The organism is Streptomyces phaeolivaceus (genome assembly GCF_009184865.1).
In the GTDB taxonomy this organism is placed as follows: Bacteria; Actinomycetota; Actinomycetes; order Streptomycetales; family Streptomycetaceae; genus Streptomyces; species Streptomyces phaeolivaceus.
Genome location: NZ_CP045096.1, coordinates 4,797,158 through 4,815,346, shown reverse-complemented (window position 1 = coordinate 4,815,346; position 18,189 = coordinate 4,797,158). Strand labels below are relative to the sequence as shown.

21 protein-coding genes and 1 tRNA gene are annotated in these 18,189 nt (G+C 68.5%); 17 read left to right on the top strand and 5 right to left on the bottom strand.

Translation table 11 applies throughout. The features are described from left to right. Nucleotides 1-54 precede the first annotated feature (54 nt). The 5 genes from F9278_RS22665 (at nt 55) to F9278_RS22645 (ending at nt 5,809) form a co-directional block, all read left to right on the top strand. Complete coding sequence (locus tag F9278_RS22665; protein ID WP_059249887.1) at nt 55-405, top strand: metallopeptidase family protein; 351 nt, start codon at nt 55-57, stop codon at nt 403-405. Between the two features lie 225 nt (nt 406-630). Further along, a complete protein-coding gene (locus F9278_RS22660; protein ID WP_193241591.1) occupies nt 631-1,167 on the top strand; it encodes a hypothetical protein in 537 nt (178 codons plus the stop codon). A 252-nt stretch (nt 1,168-1,419) separates the two neighbouring features. Further along, nucleotides 1,420-3,714: a DEAD/DEAH box helicase gene (locus F9278_RS22655; protein ID WP_152169975.1), complete on the top strand. Its 2,295-nt coding sequence runs from the start codon at nt 1,420-1,422 to the stop codon at nt 3,712-3,714. Nucleotides 3,715-3,967: 253 nt separating this feature from the next. Further along, entirely contained in the window at nt 3,968-5,560 is a 1,593-nt protein-coding gene (locus tag F9278_RS22650; RefSeq protein WP_226966869.1) for an amino acid permease, read from the top strand. Between the two features lie 176 nt (nt 5,561-5,736). Then, nucleotides 5,737-5,809, top strand: a tRNA-Lys gene (locus F9278_RS22645). A gap of 127 nt (nt 5,810-5,936) precedes the next feature. On the opposite strand, the gene F9278_RS22640 is transcribed toward F9278_RS22645, so the two are convergent. Beyond that, nucleotides 5,937-6,266 (bottom strand): hypothetical protein, encoded by a 330-nt coding sequence (locus tag F9278_RS22640; RefSeq protein WP_152169974.1) that lies wholly within the window; start codon nt 6,264-6,266, stop codon nt 5,937-5,939. Between the two features lie 255 nt (nt 6,267-6,521). On the opposite strand from F9278_RS22640, the gene F9278_RS22635 reads away from it, so the two are divergent. Next, the gene (locus F9278_RS22635) at nt 6,522-8,186 is read left to right on the top strand and encodes an IS1182 family transposase (protein WP_193241490.1); all 1,665 of its coding nucleotides are present in this window, start codon (nt 6,522-6,524) and stop codon (nt 8,184-8,186) included. Between the two features lie 207 nt (nt 8,187-8,393). Here F9278_RS22635 and F9278_RS22630 read toward each other — a convergent pair whose 3' ends face one another. The 3 genes from F9278_RS22630 to F9278_RS22620 all read right to left on the bottom strand — a co-directional run bounded on the left by F9278_RS22630 (nt 8,394) and on the right by F9278_RS22620 (nt 10,377). Then, nucleotides 8,394-9,092 carry a hypothetical protein gene (locus F9278_RS22630; RefSeq protein WP_152169973.1) on the bottom strand — a complete coding sequence of 233 codons (699 nt, stop codon included), beginning with the start codon at nt 9,090-9,092 and terminating at the stop codon, nt 8,394-8,396. Between the two features lie 94 nt (nt 9,093-9,186). Then, nucleotides 9,187-9,567, bottom strand: coding sequence for a hypothetical protein (locus tag F9278_RS22625; protein ID WP_226966868.1), 381 nt, complete (start codon nt 9,565-9,567; stop codon nt 9,187-9,189). A 123-nt stretch (nt 9,568-9,690) separates the two neighbouring features. Beyond that, a complete protein-coding gene (locus tag F9278_RS22620; RefSeq protein WP_152169972.1) occupies nt 9,691-10,377 on the bottom strand; it encodes a DUF317 domain-containing protein in 687 nt (228 codons plus the stop codon). Nucleotides 10,378-10,734: 357 nt separating this feature from the next. Between F9278_RS22620 and F9278_RS22615 the strand changes: the two genes are divergently transcribed. From F9278_RS22615 to F9278_RS22570, 10 genes are all read left to right on the top strand, one after another. Then, nucleotides 10,735-10,965, top strand: coding sequence for a hypothetical protein (locus F9278_RS22615; protein ID WP_152169971.1), 231 nt, complete (start codon nt 10,735-10,737; stop codon nt 10,963-10,965). Then, entirely contained in the window at nt 10,943-11,455 is a 513-nt protein-coding gene (locus F9278_RS22610; RefSeq protein ID WP_193241590.1) for a DUF6879 family protein, read from the top strand. The genes F9278_RS22615 and F9278_RS22610 overlap by 23 nt, the downstream gene beginning before the upstream one ends. 24 nt (nt 11,456-11,479) lie before the next feature. Next, complete coding sequence (locus tag F9278_RS22605; RefSeq protein ID WP_152169970.1) at nt 11,480-12,325, top strand: helix-turn-helix domain-containing protein; 846 nt, start codon at nt 11,480-11,482, stop codon at nt 12,323-12,325. 95 nt (nt 12,326-12,420) lie between these two features. Continuing rightward, a complete protein-coding gene (locus tag F9278_RS22600; protein WP_226966867.1) occupies nt 12,421-12,807 on the top strand; it encodes a hypothetical protein in 387 nt (128 codons plus the stop codon). Next, nucleotides 12,804-13,343 carry an NUDIX domain-containing protein gene (locus F9278_RS22595; RefSeq protein WP_152169968.1) on the top strand — a complete coding sequence of 180 codons (540 nt, stop codon included), beginning with the start codon at nt 12,804-12,806 and terminating at the stop codon, nt 13,341-13,343. The genes F9278_RS22600 and F9278_RS22595 overlap by 4 nt, the downstream gene beginning before the upstream one ends. 172 nt (nt 13,344-13,515) lie before the next feature. Further along, a complete protein-coding gene (locus tag F9278_RS47280; RefSeq protein ID WP_226966866.1) occupies nt 13,516-13,671 on the top strand; it encodes a hypothetical protein in 156 nt (51 codons plus the stop codon). Nucleotides 13,672-13,727: 56 nt separating this feature from the next. Continuing rightward, complete coding sequence (dapF, locus tag F9278_RS22585; protein WP_152169966.1) at nt 13,728-14,528, top strand: diaminopimelate epimerase; 801 nt, start codon at nt 13,728-13,730, stop codon at nt 14,526-14,528. Then, entirely contained in the window at nt 14,525-15,616 is a 1,092-nt protein-coding gene (locus F9278_RS22580) for a D-alanine--D-alanine ligase family protein (protein ID WP_152169965.1), read from the top strand. Before dapF ends, F9278_RS22580 begins: the two co-directional genes overlap by 4 nt. Nucleotides 15,617-15,652: 36 nt before the next feature. Next, nucleotides 15,653-16,177: a C39 family peptidase gene (locus tag F9278_RS22575; RefSeq protein WP_152169964.1), complete on the top strand. Its 525-nt coding sequence runs from the start codon at nt 15,653-15,655 to the stop codon at nt 16,175-16,177. Further along, nucleotides 16,177-16,539: a glutamate ligase domain-containing protein gene (locus F9278_RS22570; RefSeq protein ID WP_193241589.1), complete on the top strand. Its 363-nt coding sequence runs from the start codon at nt 16,177-16,179 to the stop codon at nt 16,537-16,539. The genes F9278_RS22575 and F9278_RS22570 overlap by 1 nt, the downstream gene beginning before the upstream one ends. A 58-nt stretch (nt 16,540-16,597) precedes the next feature. On the opposite strand, the gene F9278_RS22565 is transcribed toward F9278_RS22570, so the two are convergent. After that, complete coding sequence (locus tag F9278_RS22565) at nt 16,598-17,203, bottom strand: ImmA/IrrE family metallo-endopeptidase (protein WP_226966865.1); 606 nt, start codon at nt 17,201-17,203, stop codon at nt 16,598-16,600. A gap of 138 nt (nt 17,204-17,341) precedes the next feature. Between F9278_RS22565 and F9278_RS22560 the strand changes: the two genes are divergently transcribed. Then, on the top strand, nt 17,342-17,890 hold the full coding sequence (locus F9278_RS22560; protein ID WP_152169963.1) for a GNAT family N-acetyltransferase: 549 nt from the start codon (nt 17,342-17,344) through the stop codon (nt 17,888-17,890). Nucleotides 17,891-18,189: the final 299 nt, after the last annotated feature.

Here is an 18,189-nt window from a genome sequence, read left to right as displayed (position 1 = left end):
CGGGAGTGGATACGCGGGGGGCGGGTTGCACGGGTCGTGCCTGACAATGGCCGTGTGCTGGAGATGACGCGCGAGGAGTTCGAGGAACTGGTCGCCGAGGCGTTGGACCGGATTCCGCCGGAGCTGACACGGCTGATGGACAACGTGGCGGTGTTCGTCGAGGACGAGCCGCCCGCCGACGACCCCGAGCTGCTCGGACTGTACGAGGGCACTCCGTTGACGGACCGGGGGGAGTGGTACGCGGGGGTGCTGCCGGACCGGATCACGATCTACCGGGGGCCGACGCTGCGGATGTGCGAGACGCGGGAGGACGTGGTCGCGGAGACCGAGGTGACCGTGGTGCACGAGATCGCGCATCACTTCGGGATCGACGACGCCCGGCTGCACGCGCTCGGGTACGGATAGGGATGGCCGGGGTGCGTTGTCGGCTGCGGGTTCGTTGCGGCTGGTCGCGCAGTTCCCCGCGCTCCTGTCGGGGCGCTGCCTCGACGGGGCTGTGAAGTTCGGCACGTAGGGGGCGTGGTCGCGCAGGTCGCGCTCGTAGGGGCCCTCGGGTGCGCGTGTCCTCTTGTGCGCGGCGGGAGTTGGGCAGGGGGACTCCTCTTTCCGCCCCCCTCGGAGGTGGCCGCCGTGCGCGCCTTGAACGTATCCGTCCGTCTGGCCGCCACGGTCATGGCCGTAGCGGCGTCCGCCGGTTGTATGAGCGTGGGGGACGACGGGCGGAAGCCCGAGGCGTCGCCGTCCGCGGGGCATCGGGGCGGGGAGAAACCGGACGGGGGCTCCGCGGTGACCGGCGAGGGTGGTACGGGGTACCGGTCGGGGCAGGGAGAGCGGGGTGGTTCCGCCTCTCCCGGGCCGTCCGCGGCCAAGTCGGCCTCCGCCTCCGCGTCGGCCTCCGGGGCCGCCGAGCCGTCCGGGAAGGCGACGCCGCCCAAGGGGGGCAAGGGCAAGGGCGAGGGGAAGGGTGAGGGGCCCGAGGAGCCCGCGCCGCCGAAGGGGGAGCCGACGCCCACGCCGAGCGCGGTGGAGCCCGAGCCGGAGCCGACGAAGCCGGTGGAGCCGCCGGCGTCGCCCGAGCCCTCGGCCGAGCCGTCGTCCTCGGCGCATGAGCAGGGGCCGCAGCTCGTGGAGCGGGAACCGGCGCCTCGGGCGGGGAACACGGCGTAGGGGGTGGGGGGTGTGTCGTGCCCCCACCGGGCCATCGGCCCCTGACCTGCGGATATCTCCTCAGTTTGCCTTGGGGGGTGGTGGGTGCGTATGGTGGTAGATCGTTTGATCCCATTTGCCCGGCGCCACCGCAGAGCGCGCCGTGTGGCGCGTACTCTCCTTTGCCGTGGCGGACCGCATAGAGGCGGTCGTGTGCGAATCACGGAGTTGACGGGCGCGTGCCGACGAGACTCCGGAAGGTTTCGCATACGCATGTCCATTTCCAGTACTGATCACGTCGTCGTGCCCGAGAACGGCGAAGACGTCGAGAAGATCGAGAACGTCGAGAACGTCGAGAACGTCGAGAAGACCGCGAACATCGACGACGTCTCCGCCGACGAGGCCACCAAGGCCCCCGAGGTCACCTTCGCGGACCTCGGTCTCCCCGAGGGCGTCGTGCGCAAGCTCGCGCAGAACGGCGTGACCACCCCCTTCCCGATCCAGGCCGCGACCATCCCGGACGCCCTGGCCGGCAAGGACATCCTCGGCCGCGGCCGTACCGGCTCCGGCAAGACGCTGTCGTTCGGTCTGCCGCTGCTCGCGCAGCTGTCCGGCGGCCACACCGAGAAGAAGAAGCCCCGCGGCGTCATCCTGACGCCCACCCGTGAGCTGGCGATGCAGGTCGCGGACGCCCTCCAGCCGTACGGCGACGTCCTCGGCCTGAAGATGAAGGTCGTCTGCGGCGGTACGTCGATGGGCAACCAGATCTATGCCCTGGAGCGCGGCGTCGACATCCTCGTCGCCACCCCGGGCCGGCTGCGCGACATCATCAACCGCGGCGCCTGCTCGCTGGAGAACACGCGGATCGCCGTCCTCGACGAGGCCGACCAGATGTCGGACCTGGGCTTCCTGCCCGAGGTCACCGAGCTGCTCGACCAGGTCCCGGCGGGCGGTCAGCGGATGCTGTTCTCCGCGACGATGGAGAACGAGATCTCCACGCTGGTCAAGCGCTACCTGAGCAACCCCGTCACGCACGAGGTCGACAGCGCCCAGGGCAACGTCACGACCATGTCGCACCACATCCTCATCGTGAAGCCCAAGGACAAGGCGCCGGTCACCGCCGCGATCGCCTCCCGCAAGGGCCGCACGATCATCTTCGTCCGCACCCAGCTGGGCGCCGACCGTATCGCCGAGCAGCTGCGCGACGCCGGTGTGAAGGCCGACGCGCTGCACGGCGGCATGACCCAGGGCGCCCGTACGCGGACGCTGGCCGACTTCAAGGACGGCTACGTCAACGCGCTGGTCGCCACCGACGTCGCCGCCCGGGGCATCCACGTCGACGGCATCGACCTGGTCCTGAACGTGGACCCGGCCGGTGACCACAAGGACTACCTGCACCGCTCCGGCCGTACGGCCCGCGCGGGGCGCTCCGGCACGGTCGTGTCGCTGTCCCTGCCGCACCAGCGCCGGCAGATCTTCCGCCTGATGGAGGACGCGGGCGTCGACGCCTCGCGCCACATCATCCAGGGCGGTACGGCCTTCGACACCGAGGTCGCCGACATCACCGGCGCCCGCTCGATGACCGAGGTCCAGGCCGAGTCGGTCGACAACGCCGCGCAGCAGGCCGAGCGCGACGTCGCCCAGCTCACCAAGGAGCTGGAGCGGGCCACGCGCCGCGCCGCCGAACTGCGTGACGAGGCCGACCGGCTGACCGCGCGTGCCGCGCGGGAGCGGGGCGAGGACCCGGAGGCCGCTGTCGCCGCCGCGGCGGAGGCCGTCGCCAACGCCGCCGTCGCGACGGACGGCGCGCCGGTCGAGGCCCCGGTCACGATCGTCGAGCAGCCGGCCGAGCGCCCGGCGTACGAGCGTCCCTCGTACGACCAGCCGCGCCAGCGCCGCGACGAGCGGGGCAACGGCGGTTACGAGCGTCGTGACAACGACCGTGGTGACCGCGGTGACCGGGGTGACCGGGGTGACCGTGGTGGGTTCCGTCGGGACGACCGTCGGGACGGCGACCGTGGTGGGCGTTCGTTCGAGCGTCGGGACGACCGTGGTGGCAGTGGCTTCCGCCGGGACAACGACCGTCGGGACGGCGACCGTGGCGGCCGTACGTTCGAGCGTCGTGACGACCGTGGCGGCAGCGGCTTCCGTCGCGACAACGACCGCCGGGACGACCGTCGGGACGGCGACCGTGGTGGCCGTTCCTTCGAGCGTCGGGACGACCGCGGTGGCAGTGGCTTCCGCCGGGACAACGACCGCGGTGGGTTCGAGCGGCGTGACGGTGAGCGTGGTGGGCGTTCGTTCGAGCGTCGTGACGACCGTGGTGGCAGTGGCTTCCGCCGGGACAACGACCGTGGCGGGCGTTCGTTCGAGCGTCGCGACGAGCGGGGCGGGCACCGGGGCAGCGACCGTCCGTTCAACCGCGACCGGCAGGGCGGCGACCGTCCGGGCTTCCGCTCCGGCGGCCACGAGCGTCCGTACGGCCGTCGTGACGACCGCAGCGGCACCGGCACGGGCTCGTCCTTCGGCCGCCGTGACGACAAGCCGCGCTGGAAGCGCAACGGCTGACGTCGGCTGATCGACTGACAGTTCGGCTGAGAGTTCGGTCGGCAGTTCGGTCGGCAGTTCGGTCGGCAGTTCGGCTGCGAGTTCGACTGACAGCTCGACTGACAGCTCGGCTGAGAGTTCGGTTGGCAGGGCCCGTATGACTTCGGTCGTGCGGGCCCTGCTGTTTGCGCGCGCTTCCCTCGGATCTCGGCCCGCCGGTTTTCGGCCACGCTGTGGCGCATGTCACGTCCCCCGGAAGGGAATTGCTGGGGGCATGACAGATGACGACATAGCCCGTGGGGCAGCCGGGGCCTCGGCCCCGGACTCGGTGTCGGTCTCGGTGTCCGACGAGGAACGGCTCGCCCAGCTGGGCTACACGCAGGTCCTCGCCCGCCGTATGTCCGCGTTCTCCAACTACGCGGTCTCCTTCACGATCATCTCGGTCCTGTCCGGCTGCATGACGCTCTACCTCTTCGGCATGAACACCGGCGGACCCGCGGTGATCACCTGGGGCTGGGTCGCGGTCGGCCTGATGACGCTCTTCGTGGGCCTGGCCATGGCCGAGATCTGCTCGGCCTACCCGACCTCCGCCGGCCTGTACTTCTGGGCCCACCGACTGGCCCCGGCACGCAGCGCGGCGGCCTGGGCGTGGTTCACGGGCTGGTTCAACGTGCTCGGCCAGGTCGCCGTGACCGCCGGTATCGACTTCGGCGCGGCGTCCTTCCTGGCGGCGTATCTGAACCTGGAGTTCGGCTTCGAGGTGACGCCGGCCCGGACGATCCTCCTCTTCGCCGCGATCCTGCTCCTGCACGGCCTCCTGAACACGTTCGGCGTCCGTATCGTCGGCCTGCTGAACAGCGTCAGCGTGTGGTGGCACGTGGTGGGCGTGATCGTCATCGTCGGCGCGCTCGTCGTCGTCCCCGACAGCCATCAGTCGGCGTCCTTCGTGTTCACCGAGTTCGTCAACGAGACGGGCTGGACCAGCGGGCTGTACGTGGTGCTGCTGGGGCTGCTGATGGCGCAGTACACCTTCACCGGGTACGACGCCTCCGCCCATATGACCGAGGAGACGCACGACGCGTCCACGGCCGGCCCCAAGGGCATCGTCCAGTCCATCTGGACGTCCTGGGTGGCGGGTTTTGTCCTCCTCCTGGGCTTCACCTTCGCCATCCAGTCCTACGACGGTGCCCGCGAGTCGGCGACCGGGGTGCCGCCCGCGCAGATCCTGCTGGACGCGCTCGGCGCGACCGGCGGCAAACTGCTCCTCCTCGTCATCATCGGCGCGCAACTCTTCTGCGGGATGGCCTCCGTCACCGCCAACAGCCGCATGATCTACGCCTTCTCACGCGACGGCGCGCTCCCGTTCTCCCACGTCTGGCACACCGTCAGCCCGCGTACCCGCACCCCCGTGGCGGCGGTCTGGCTGGCGGCGGGCGGCGCGCTGGTCCTCGGGCTGCCGTATCTGATCAATGTCACGGCGTACGCCGCCGTCACCTCGATCGCGGTCATCGGCCTCTACATCGCGTACGTCATCCCGACCCTGCTGCGGCTGCGCAAGGGCGAGGCGTTCGAACGCGGCCCCTGGCACCTGGGCCGCTGGTCGCGGGCGATCGGCGTCGTCGCGGTGATCTGGGTCTTCGTCATCACCGTCCTGTTCATGCTCCCGCAGCTGTCCCCGGTCACCTGGGAGAACTTCAACTACGCCCCCGTGGCCGTCCTGGTGGTGCTGGGCTTCGCGGCGATCTGGTGGGCCGCCTCCGCCCGTCACTGGTTCCTCAACCCCGAGCACGAGCGCAGTGTGGCGCGGGCGGCGCGGGCGGCGCGGGTGGCGGCACGGAAGGGGGCGGCGGGGCCGATCGAACCGTGAGGTCGTGAGCGGGTCCGCCTTCCCCGCGGCCCAGCCAACTCGCCCTACTTCCGCCGATCTTCCGCCCGTTCTGTTCTACGGCGAACCTTTTTGCGGCCCTCCGACGCGGCCGGGTCACCGATACCCGATCGGACTCCCGGCCACGTCCGGCTATGCTCGGGGAGGCAACATCGCCTGGGCCCTTAGCTCAATTGGCAGAGCAGTGGACTTTTAATCCATTGGTTGTGGGTTCGAGTCCCACAGGGCCTACCGGTGGTAGGCGGGGGTTATCCCCTCTGACCTGCGGTGCAGCGCCTGAGTCGGCTTCGGCCGGGTCGGGCGCTGCTCCATTGTCGGGCCCGTGCGTGAGCGATGCGTGAGCGCACGTGCTGATGTCTCATGTAGCGCCGGGCGATGCACAGGCACGTCCACCTTGGTGGTCAGAGCCAGGGGTGCACCCTTGGGCAAGCCGCTTCTCTATGGCGTCGACTGCCTCATGGAGGTGGCGGAACACCTGCGTGGGGCGTGCTACACGTCTCACGCCGTGTGCCAGATGCTCGCGCATGTGCCGCTCGCAGACGACGAAGTCGGCGTACCCGGCGGCACACGACAGGTACACCATGTCGGTGCAGTCGTTCGGGTGCCACTTGGTGCCCTTGTTGATGTGCCTGCCATGAAACAGCTCACGGAAGAGTCCGAGTGCCGGAAGAGCACGGATGTCGCTCATGGCTCGCTCCTCTGCCCATGAGCGGAATTGGGCAACCGGCATCCCTACCAGAGCTGCGGCCTCGGCCACCTCACCGCCGATGTCGGCGAACAGAAACGCGTCGATCGCCTTCTTCTTCTGCTGTGAATCCCGGGACTCCCCATCCAGCCAGTCACTGAGCGACTCTGTCGGGAATCTTGAGGATGGGCAGTTAACGATCGTGACGTTGCGTCAGGCTCGTTGGAACGTTCCGCCCTCGTTCCCCAGGAGCCCGATGTGTCCCTCCAGCCTCACTCCGGAGCCGAGATCCCGCCGCTGACCGCCCGGGTTGCCCGCGCGGCCAACCCCAAAGGCACCACCGCGATGTGGATCCGCGACCGCCTCGACGGCCTCTGGAGCGACGAGGACTTCACCGCCTGGTACCCGCGTGACGGCCGACCTGGGCTCTCACCCGCCCAACTCGCCACCGTCTGCGTGCTGCAGTACGCGATGAACCTCTCCGACCGCCAGGCCGCCGAGGCAGTGCGCTGCCGAATCGACTTCAAGTACGCCCTCGGCCTGGACCTGGACGATCCCGGCTTCCACCACAGCGTCCTGTCCGACTTCCGCGACCGGCTCGCCGAAGGCGACCGCGCCGACCGGCTACTGGGCCTCGCACTCACCCGGATCCGACGGGCCGGCCTGCTCAAAGGGCGGGTCACGCAGCGCACCGACTCCACCCACGTCCTGTCCGCCGCACGGGAGCTGACCCGCCTGGAGCTGGCGTGCGAGGCGGTCCGCGCCGTGCTGGAAGAGGCGGCCCGCGACGCGCCAGAGGTGCTGGACGAGCTGGTCACCGCCGAATGGGCCCAACGCTACGGCCGGCCGGTTCGCCTGTGCTCCCAGCCCAGCCACCCCGTCGCCCGCCTGGAGCAGGTGGGCAACGACGCCCGCGAACTGCTGTACCGTCTCGACGCCCGGTTCCCCGGCGGCGCTCCGGCGCAGGCGAACGTGCTCCGAACGATCCTGGTGCAGCACTTCTTGGTGGATGCCAAGGGGCGGTTCAGGCCGCGCACGAAACGCGACGGCCAGCCGCCCTCCCGAGTCCGAATCGAATCCCCGTACGAGACCGAGGCCCGCTGCACCATGCGCGGTGACACACGCTGGACCGGCTACCTCGTGCACCTGACCGAGACCTGCGACGACAAGCGGGTCAACATCATCACCGACGTGGCCACGGCCGTCTCCAGCGCGGACAGCCAGGCGCTGCCCGGCATCCACGCCCGCCTCAGGCGACGGCGTCTACTGCCGAATCGGCACTTGGTCGACGGCGGCTACACCTCCGTGGCCGGCATGGACGAAGCCGCCCGCCTGCACCGCGTCACCCTGATCGGGCCGCTTCCGCCCAGCACCACCCCGCAGCACCGGGCAGGGGACGGCTTCGGCCGGGAGAACTTCATCATCGACTTCGACCAGCGCGAGGTGACCTGCCCCAACGGGCAGGTCAGCGGCAACTGGCAGGACCTGCCGACAGTCGAGCCGACCAAGGTCACAGTCCGGTTCGACGCCCGCCAGTGCGGCCGCTGCCCCGAGCGGGCCAAGTGCACTCCGGGCCGGTTTCGCAGCCTGTACTTCCCGACACGGCGCCTGTACGAACTCCAGGTCAAGAACCGGGCCGATCAGCAGGATGCGGACTGGCGCCGGCTCTACAGGCGGCGCTCGGGGGCCGAGGGCACCATCGAGGAGTTCGCGGACGGCCACCGCGGACGCCGGTGCCGCTACCGCGGCCTGGCCAAGACGCACGTCCAGCACGTCCTGACCGCACTCGCGATCAACATCGAGCGGCTGAGCCTTCAAGAACCCGCCGACAGCTCGTACCGGCCCCGCCCTCCCACAGCATTCCAGCAGTACCTCGACGCACGCGACTTACCCCGGCCGCTGTGGTGGCGCCAAGGGAAGTGACGCCCGTCCTCAAGATCCCCGACAGAGTCGCTCACTGCCCACTGCCCACTGCCCACCCGTCTCCTGGACGAGCGGTGCCCGACCCAGAAGACCATCAGGCTTTCCAGCCTGGAGCGCCTCGACCCGCTGAAGACCGGTTTCACCGGCCTCCAGAAGGCAGTCGCCATGTGCGCCGAAGGCGCGCGATAGCCCCTGCCACCGGTCGGGTCAGCCCGCGCGATGAGCCTTGTCGACGGCCTTCGCCAGGTGGGCGTCGACAAGGCCGGGGCCGCCAGAGACCACCACAACCACCGTCCCCATGCGGACAGCCGTCTGCTTGACGACACTGCTGCGTCCGCCGACGGTGAAGGTGAGCAGCTGGCTCCACCGCTCATCGCCCAGCCGGGCCGCAGCCACCTTCTGAGCCTGGACCGTGACGGGGGTGCTGCCGACGAGGACCTGGTACGTGGGGCAGGAGGTCATCGCGTCGAAGATCCGGCCCACGCCGCTGGAGAGCTTCGCCTCGGTGTCGCTGTACAACTCCTCGGCCACCTCCGAGTTGCTGCCGCCCGCATAGGTGAAGGACGCCTTCGCCTTGCGGGGGAAGTCGAGGCTGCCGCCGACAGCGGCGTCACGGCCGAGCTTCTCCAGCGCCAGGCAACCGGACACGACGACATCGTCCTGCGGCTTGGACTGCTGCGGCTTGCGGGTGTAGCCCTCGCCCAGGTCGCTCTCGTCCAGGAGGCGCTTGCTCAGCGCGGCCGACGACAGCAGAGCGGGCGTCGGCGCGTGCTTGCCCTCCTGCTCCGTGGGCGCGGAGGCGGAGAAGACCGGAGCGTCGGCGGGCGTGCCGCCGGCGGAGCAGCCCGCCAGGGCCAGGAGGGCGAGGGCACTCAGGCTGAGGACGGTCGTGGTGTGAAGGCGCATGCGAAACCCCAAAGTGGCTGCGGATCGGACGGTCTGACCAGCCGGGTCTCCGGCGCCAGCGGTATGTAGGGGGTAGGGAGTGGGGTTTCGCGGGTCAGTGGCCGAGGTGACGCAGCCCGTCCTCAAGGGTGGGGTGCCAGTGGTCGACCGGTCCGGAGTTGCGGTTGAACCAGGCCGCGTTCAGACGCGGCTCCTGCACCTGGTGACCGGCCCGGCAGCGCAGCCACACCGAGTCGTCGCGCAGGCAGAAGACGATCCAGTCCCGGTACGCGCCACACGTCGGACACGCGTGGACATCGCCATCGACGACGAGCGGCTGCATCCAGCGCATCATCACTCCCTCGACGTCCTGCGGGGCGGGCGCCCGGGGATCAGCTGGCGGGAAGTCCGGCACAACCGCATCCACGCCCGCCCCAGCCGACGCTGGTGTCTTCGCCTGGACGGCGTCGAAGGGCAGTGACTCCTGCGCCAGCATCTGCACCAGCGCAAGCGACTTACGCTGAACCTCATGGAACTCGCGGTCAGCGCGAGAACGTCGTCGGAACATGCAGTCTCCGTGAGTTGTTGGGCGGCCCGGGAGGGCCGGATGTGGCTGATGTCAGCTGCGGCGGACGATGGTGAGCCGGCCCTCCGCGCTCTTGGGCAGGGCACGACGGGGCACCGGGAGCGGTGAGGCGAGTGACAAGGCGAAGGCAGCGACCAGGTCGTGGGGGACGCTGGCGCTGAAGCTGGCGCACCAGAGATACGGTGCGCCGAGGGCGGGTTCCGCCCATGCCTGCCAGCCCACCAGGTCAGGGCGCGGATCGGCGTCCTGGATGAGCGGCGGCAGCATCTCCAAGGAGACGCAGGACGCGAACCCAGGGTCCGTGGCTGTGGTGCGAGGGCGGTCGACGTCGCGAATCCAGCCCCGGGCAGTGAGCCCGGCAAGGACCGTCTCCGGGTCGGCGAAGCCGACGTCGGGCGCCTCACGGGCGTCGAGCGCCGCGAGGAAATCAGCGAGCGCCTCGTACGGGAAGCCAGTGGTGAAGTACGCGTTCCACTCCGCCAACGCGGAAGCGGCATGCCGGCGGGCGCTCAGTTGCCAAGCCACCGGCAGTCCGCCCAGCTCGAAGGGGTAGGCCGCGAGAATCCACTCGGCGCCGCGCAGGCCGTCCGGACTTACGTACAGCAGGGTGTGGCGGGCAGTAGGCCACATTCGCCAGCCGAGGCTGGCCAGAGTGTCGCCGATTCGCTCGGCGAGCGCGTCGTCATCTCCGGCCAAGTGGCGCGGGGTGACCCAGTACACCGGGTCAGGCGATGCAGGGCTGGAAGGATCGGTGGGGTGGTGCGGTTGCAGGGGCGCCTCCGTAGGCTTGGGGACAGGTCACTGACCGTCGATGACCTGGGGTGTCGGAAGGGTGTCCACGTTGGCATGCCCGTTCGCAGTGCACCAGTAGTGTCGGGATCTTCCCTGTCTGCCCCCGGCGAACTGGTGAACCGCCGAGGTGCACCGCGTCCATGCCCCCGTACGCCGTCGCCAGGTTTCCTCGCTTGGGGTCGCCGCCCGAAAATCCTGGCAAGTTTGGGCAAGTTCCTGGCTTGGGAGCTCAGTCGCGGGCAAGCTCTGGCACATAGATCGTTACTGGCACCCGAGGAGGTCATCATGGCCCTGATCAAGCTCGGTAAGGATCCGGAGAGCCCCAGCGGCGGCTCCCCCACCGTCTACCTCGACGACGAGAAGGACACCTACCTCGTGCAGGGGTGGAGGGTGGAGGACGACGAGCGGCTCGGGCAGATGGACATCCCCGGACACGAAACGGTGGTGGAGATCCCCCGGCACATGGTGCAGTTCTTCCAGGAGGTGAAGAAGCGTGACGAGGACCCCGACGTTTGAGGAGTTGTTCCGCGACTGCCAGAGGACCGCTGTCCACCTGGAGATGCGTGACGCCTACATGAAGTCGGACCCGGCCTTCATCGACTGGCAGGCCGGTGTGGTCCTAGATCCGGCCGAGCGCTGGGCCGACTGGCACGCCATCGTGACGGAGGCGTCCTCGCGAGGTGTCGAGGTTCGGCGGGCCCGCGTCGTATCGACACCGGTCAGCGAGTACATCCGCTTCGAGTACGACGTGACGGACGGATTGAACATCGCTGCCGGCGAAAGCGTGCGGTGGCTCTCGCGGCGCAATGCGACTGACATCGCGCTTCCCGGCAATGACTTCTGGCTGTTCGACTCCAACCTCGTCCTCGTCAACCACTTCGACGGCGAGGGCGAGAACATGGAGGTCGAACTCACAGAAGACCCGGAGGTGGCGAAGCTTTGCGAGTCGGCCTTCGAGACCGTGTGGAAGCGGGCAACGCGGCACGCACAATTCGAGTTGGCCTGACAGTCCGAACAGCACCGCACTGACATGACATCGCCATCTTCGAGCGTCCAGGAAGCCCGCAAGGCGCTCGGACAACGTCTCGCCGAAATCCGGAAAGCAGCCGGACTCACCAAGCGATCACTGGCCCAGAGCCTGGATTGGCATGAGTCGAAGGCTTCGCGCTTCGAGAGCGGCACACGAGCCCCCTCGGAGCGCGATCTTCGCGATTGGTGCTCCGCATGCGGCGCGGAGGATGAGGCAGAGGATCTCATCTCCACGGCCCGCGGAATTGAGGGCATGTATGTGGAGTGGCGCAAGATGGAGCGCCACGGGCTCAAGTGGGCGCAGGAGTCCGTTGTTCCCCTCTGGGAGCGCACCGAGCGGTTCCGCATTTACTCGCCCTGGCTCATCCCTGGCCCCGTACAGACGGCGTCGTACATCACCGCACTCCTGACCTCCATTCGTGACCGCCGAGGACTCGTTGACGATGTGCCGGCGGCCGTCCGAGTGCGCGTGGAGAAGCAACAGGTCGTCTACGGGAAGCACACGTTCGCCATCATCCTCGAAGAGAGCGTCCTGCGATATCGCATCGGCGGCACGGACGTGATGGCGGGCCAACTCGGCTACCTTCTCAGCGTCATGGCCCTCCCCTCGGTGAGCATCGGCATCATCCCCCAGAGCGCCGACCGTTCGGGCCTGTGGCCCGTCGAAGGATTCTTCCTGTACGACGACGACTTGGTGAACGTCGAATTGATCTCGGCTCATCTCACCGTCGTTCAGAAGCACGAACTTGCCATGTATGCCAAAACGTTCAGCGAGCTGGCCGAACTTGCCGTCCACGGTCCCGCCGCGCGTGAAATCATCACCGCTGCCATCGAATCTCTAGGGTGAACGCCTGGCAAGTTCGGGCACACTCGTGGATCCCTACCCCTCCCCCTTCCTAGCTTTATTGCCACGGCTGAAAGCGTGCTCCGGAGGGGCCAGTGATGACTGTGGCAAGCACGGGCAAGGCGACGGAACTGGCCGAGGACTCTGAGGCCGAGGACTCCTCCCTCGACATGGCAGTGATCTCCTCGCGAACGGAAACCGTCCTCAATCTGCGGATGGACACTACTACCCGCGCGGCGATGGACGGGCACTTGCCAGGGCTTGCCAAGGGATTGAACCGCCTGCTCGGCGAGGACTTGGGCGCCGAAGTCGACAGCGAGGTGCGGGAGCTGGTCCGCAGGGGGACCAGGCTGATCGACCTCACGAACCGGCCGACCGCCGAAACTCCTGCGTTCGGGACGTTCCTGTACCTCCGCGATGTCGCACTGGTGACGCGGCGGCTGCTGTGGATCTACTCGGAGCGGAACGGGCTGGATGCGCCGTGACCGTCAGAGAAGACCAGATCATTCGAGAACTCTCCCACTACATCCACGAACATCCCGCCGAGCAAATGGCGTTGATGCCCGTGTACGACGCGGCGCTCGACCACTCGCGCCGCCGAGCCTGCACCCACGACCAGCGCTGCCCTCTTGTGATGACGGGAGCCGTCGTCGATGAGCGCAACCGCGTCCTTTGCCTGCGGCACGAGGGAGGCTACGCGCTCGCGGAGGCTGAGCCGGAGGCCGAGGACCAATCACTCAGGCAGGCGGCGCTTCGACTGCTGGCCGAGGAGGTCGGCATCCGGGACATCTGGACTCAGCCCGGCGCCGAAGGCCCCTTCCTGGTCGACGTGACCAGGCCAGGGCAGCACAGGTACGGGAGCCGCCTCCGGGTCGGCATCCGCTATCTCTTCCGGGCCCACTCGGGCGCGGTCTTCCCTTCAATGATCGAAACGGGCGCAGCGGCCTGGGTGCCTCTCACCGAGATAGGCATCCCGTCAGTCCGCAGCCGCGTTGAATGCCACCTGATCGGAACCCGATGAGCCCTCGAAGCCAACAACTCGCCCTCGCTGTAAGCCTCGTAGCCATCAGCAGCTCCTTGCTGCTCGGCGTCTGGAGGGGCTGATGTACGAGCGCAGGACCAAGGAGGAGCCCTCGATACCACCTCCGCCTGTTGGGACAGTTGGGGCCACGAGGCCGCCGACCGACGTCCGCATGGGCGACTTCATCCTGCTCGACGGCACGTATCAGCGGGTCGAGGACATGAGGTCCGCCGGCGGCGCCTCGGTCCGCATCCTGCACTTCGCCGGACGTGCCCCATTGATCATGCGGGAGGCCCGGACCACCTACCGGCCCCTCGAATTCCGCTGATCGCAGCCCGCTCGGGCGTCGCATCCTTCTCACCTCACCATGCGAGGAGCTTTGCCATGCGCTTCCGCAAGATCCACGGCGCAGGAAACGACTTCGTCCTCCTCTCCGACCTCGAACCGGACGACGACAAGGACTGGCCCAAGGAAGCTGAACGCCTGTGTGCCAGGCGTACCGGAGTGGGCGCGGATGGGCTGGTCATCAGCCATCTCGTCAGCGACAGCCCCGCCGTCCTCGAAATCACGTGCTTCAACGCAGACGGGTCGATCGCAACGATGTGCGGCAATGCCCTCCGGTGCTCCGCCTGGGCCGCGCACCACGATCGCGGCTTTCAGCGGATGAGTCTCCACATGGCCGGGGTCGTGCACGAGGCGGTCGTGGCCGACGACTCCGTGTGGGTCACGGCCGAGGTGGGCGCGATTCTGCCCCGGCTCTTACAGACCGTCATCAACGGCAGGCCCACCTGGTTCGACAGCGCCCACACCGGTACGGAACACGTCGTCGCCATCGTGAACGACGTGGACGCCATCGACGCGGTCATGGTCGGGCGCCTCGTCCGTCACCATCCCGACCTTGCCCCGCTGGGGACGAACGTCAACTTCGTCCAGTCCGCCGGCAGCCAGGCGTTGAAGATCCGCACCTACGAACGCGGAGTCGAAGCGGAAACCTTGTCGTGCGGAAGCGGGGCAGTCGCAGCCGTCATCGTCGCCACCATGCGTGGACTCGTAGCACGACGTGCCGTCACCGTCCACAACCGCGCCGGTGAGCCGCTCACGGTCCGGCCTCATGACGACCGACCGAACCGAACTCAGTGGGTCGGCGGGCCGGTCACCAACACCTTCGAAGGGGTACTCGTATGACTCTCTTCCTCAGCCTCAGCTCGGACCTCGCGGTGCAGAAGGCCGCTGAGGAACTTCGACAGTGGGGGCGGAGCCGCCAGGGCCTCGGCGTCGCCCTCATCTACGGGCCGGTGTCCGCCGAGGACAGGCTCTACCACGCGAAGTGCCCCGTCGAGCAGCGGTCCGTCACCGCCCTGGCCGAGGCCCTGGAGGAGATCGGCGCCCGCTGGAAGGTGCTGGACCCGTGCGAACCGGACTTCATCATGGATCTGGTCGGGTACGACGTGGCGCTCTCCAACCTGCACGGTCCGTACGGCGAAGACGGCCGGTTGCAGGGCCTTCTCGATTACCTGCGCGTGCCCTACTGCGGCAGCGGAGTCGGGGCATCCGCGGTGGCCGCAGACAAAATCCTCTGCAAGCGGGTGATGCTGACCCTCGGCGTCCCTACCCCCGGTTGGGAGGTCTGGGCTGGCGGACCAGCCAACTGGAACGGGCGCTCGGTGATGGTCAAGCCGCCTTTCGGCGGGTCCAGCGTGGGCATGAGCCTCGTACGCGATCCGGCGGACTTCCCTGGCGCCCTGGCGGATGCTGCCGGTGGCGAGGGTGCGGCCGTGCTCGTCGAGGAGTACGTGAGCGGCACGCCGCTGACTGTGGGGCTGCTGGAACTGCCGGGCGGCTCGGTCGTCGCCTTCCCACCGCTTGCCACCGAGGCAGCCGAGGCCGAGTTCTACGACGCCGACACGAAGCTCGACGTGGACTCCAGGGGCACCGTATCCGTGCTCGCAGCCGAGCTGGCGCCGGATGTGCTGGACAAGATCACCAGGGACGCCCGGACGCTGTGGGACGGAATCGGGTTGCGCGGTTCAGCCCGCATCGACTTCATCCTCACCGGAGGCGACGAGCCGTACGTGCTGGAGGTCAACAGCACGCCGGGCATGTCCCGTGACAGCAACTTCGCGGTGGGGGCGGCGATGGCCGGGCTCACGCACACGGATGTCGTCTTGGCGATGCTGCATGAGGCCCTGACCCGCCCGCCGTACGATGTCCCCCTGCCCACTCCCGTGTTCGCCGGCCCCACACTGACGCGGGAGGCTGTCGTCTCCCCGTAGGAGCCTGCCGCTGTGCCGCGCGTCCACGATGTCCCCATGTGCCGACAGCTCATCGACCCCGCCGAGTGGGATCTGCACGGCGGTTGGGCGCTCGGGGACAGGATCGAGTGGTCCAACCGGGCGTGTGGCCTGGCGTCGCTGAGAATGATCCTGCTCGCCTACGGGCGCGAGGCACCCACGGTCACGGAACTGCTGAAGCTCGCGGTCAAGCACGAGGTTCTGACCCCGCGTGGAGCACTCCACGCGGGGATCGCGAGCCTGGCGACCGACCTCGGGGTCCCTGCCCTCGCAGAGCCCGTGCCGGTCCAAGACCTTCTCGCCCGACTCGAACATGCACCGCTGATCGTGTCTGTCACCGAGCAGCTCCCCGACGACGGCCGCTCGGGCGGCCACCTCGTCATCCTTCACGGTTACGAGGAAGGTCCCGATCCAACGATCTTCATCCGAGACCCCTCGGCCTGGGGCCAGACGCACGACCGGGTTCCCCTCAGCCGACTGTCCCCTTCCTACACCGGCCGCGCGATCATCTTCGCGCCCCTGATCCCCGACGGAGAGTCTTAATGACCGAGGCAGACGGCGACACGACCGAGGCCGCAGGCGGCCGGAGGATCGCCGTACTCGGAGAGATGCTGGAGCTGGGCGACGAAGCAGTGGAAGCCCACCGCGAAATCGGCCGCTTCGCAGCCGAGACCGAGGTAGATCTCGTCGTGGCGGTAGGCGGAGACCTCGCCAAACAGCTCGCTCTCGCGGCCGGCGCGGCGGGCGTTCCCGACATCGCCCTGGTGGGTGACAACGCCACCGCTGCCGCCTACCTCGACTCCATCCTTCGCCCCGACGACGTGGTTCTCGTGAAGGCGTCACGTGGCGGCCAGCTCTGGCAGATCGCCCAAGCCCTCACAGGGCAGCCCGTTACCGGTCTGTGAGTTGCCTGCTGGCATGCTCGCGCCACCGCCCCAGCCAACCCCCGGCTGAGGATGACCATCAGCTGGGGAAGAGCGTCAGGACCTCAGGGACGGTCGGCTTCTCACCCTCAGAAACGTCCACGGCAAGGCGCGGCCTCGTCATGGGCGCGGTCGCGTAGACCTCGTTTGCCAGCTCGAAGGGCAGGCCCGAACGGGAGACAAGCTCATCGAACGAAACGCCCGTCTCCTCACAAAGACGGACTGCCTTTTCCAGCAGGAGGGGTGCTTCGCGGGGGCCGAGGTCGCAAGGCTCGGGATCGCCGTGCTGAGAGAGCATCATCATGGCTCGCTTGTGCGTTGTCTCCCGGAAGGCGCCGAAGGCATGGGCACGGTAGACGAGGGCTTTGAGGGAAGTGCCCCAGCGTCGCTTCAGCGCATAGAGCTCCTCCCAGTCGAGCCTCTGCGGCAATTCCGCGAGGATCTCGGCGCTGGGCATCAAGAACTCGGCGGCGAAGTCGTGCGCCTGGTTCTCGACAATGCGGCTGCCAGGCTCAGCGTCAAGGTGCATGACCAAGTGCCCAGCCTTCGCAGCGGCGTCCCGCTCACTGCGTCGTCGTGGAGGACGCGCCGACTGGCGTGTGCGCTGCCCGTGCCCGGCGGGGATGCGGTGCATCGGCGTCGGCACCTCGCGGATGTTGACGCCTCGTTGTCCGCCTGCTCGTCATCGCACTCTCCGTGAGAGCGTTGGTGATACCCGCACTCCGCGATCTGCTGGGCCTTCTCTTTCGGATCACTCTCACGGGTGTGCGATAGGTTGCCCGCCATGACTGGACTCGGACCCGTCGCCTGGCCCCCTGCCCCGATTAGGACCGAACGGCTCGTGCTCCGCGAGTCCGAGGCTCGGGACCGCGCGGCGTTCATCGAGCTGTTCGCATCGCCAGAGGTGGGCACCTACATCGGTGGCCCTCGACCGCGTGATGAGCTCGAACGCGCGGTGCCCGAGGTGCCCGGGCGGCGCCCTGGCCTTTTCGTGATCGAACTCGACGGAGCGATGATCGGCATGATCACGTTCGATCCGCGCGACGCACAGCGTCCGGGGCACGTCCGCCCGGATGCCGGGGAAGCCGAGCTCGGCTACATGTTCCTGCCGGAAGCGTGGGGATGCGGGTACGCCGCCGAGGCGTGCGCAGCGGCACTCGACTGGTTTGCCGACGTACTCCCCAGCGAGCCGGTGGTGCTCGCCACCCAGACCGCCAACGACCGCGCGATGCGCCTCGCAGCGAAGCTGGGGTTCACCGAGGTGGAGCGGTTCAAGGAGTACGGCGCCGAGCAGTGGTTCGGCGTGTGGTCCTCGGTCACGCCGTCCGGTTGAGCTAGGCGGTCGCCACGATGGTTACTGGTTGTTGACAGTGCGGGCAGTTGCGGGTCGTGTGGGCTCCAACGGATCTCGTTCTGCAGTGATTTGGCGGGTGGCGCCGTCGCGGCGTGTCATCCGCTGCACCATCCCGGACAAGGCCGACCAGGCCCGCAATCGCAAGAAGCGCGGTTCCCGTGGCGGACGGCCGCCCAAGTTCGACCCGCAGGGCTACAAGGCTCGCCACGTGCATCAATCACCCCAAAAGGCAGCGGCCGTGGCCACGCGGGACTACAAGCTCGCGGTCCGCTACGAAG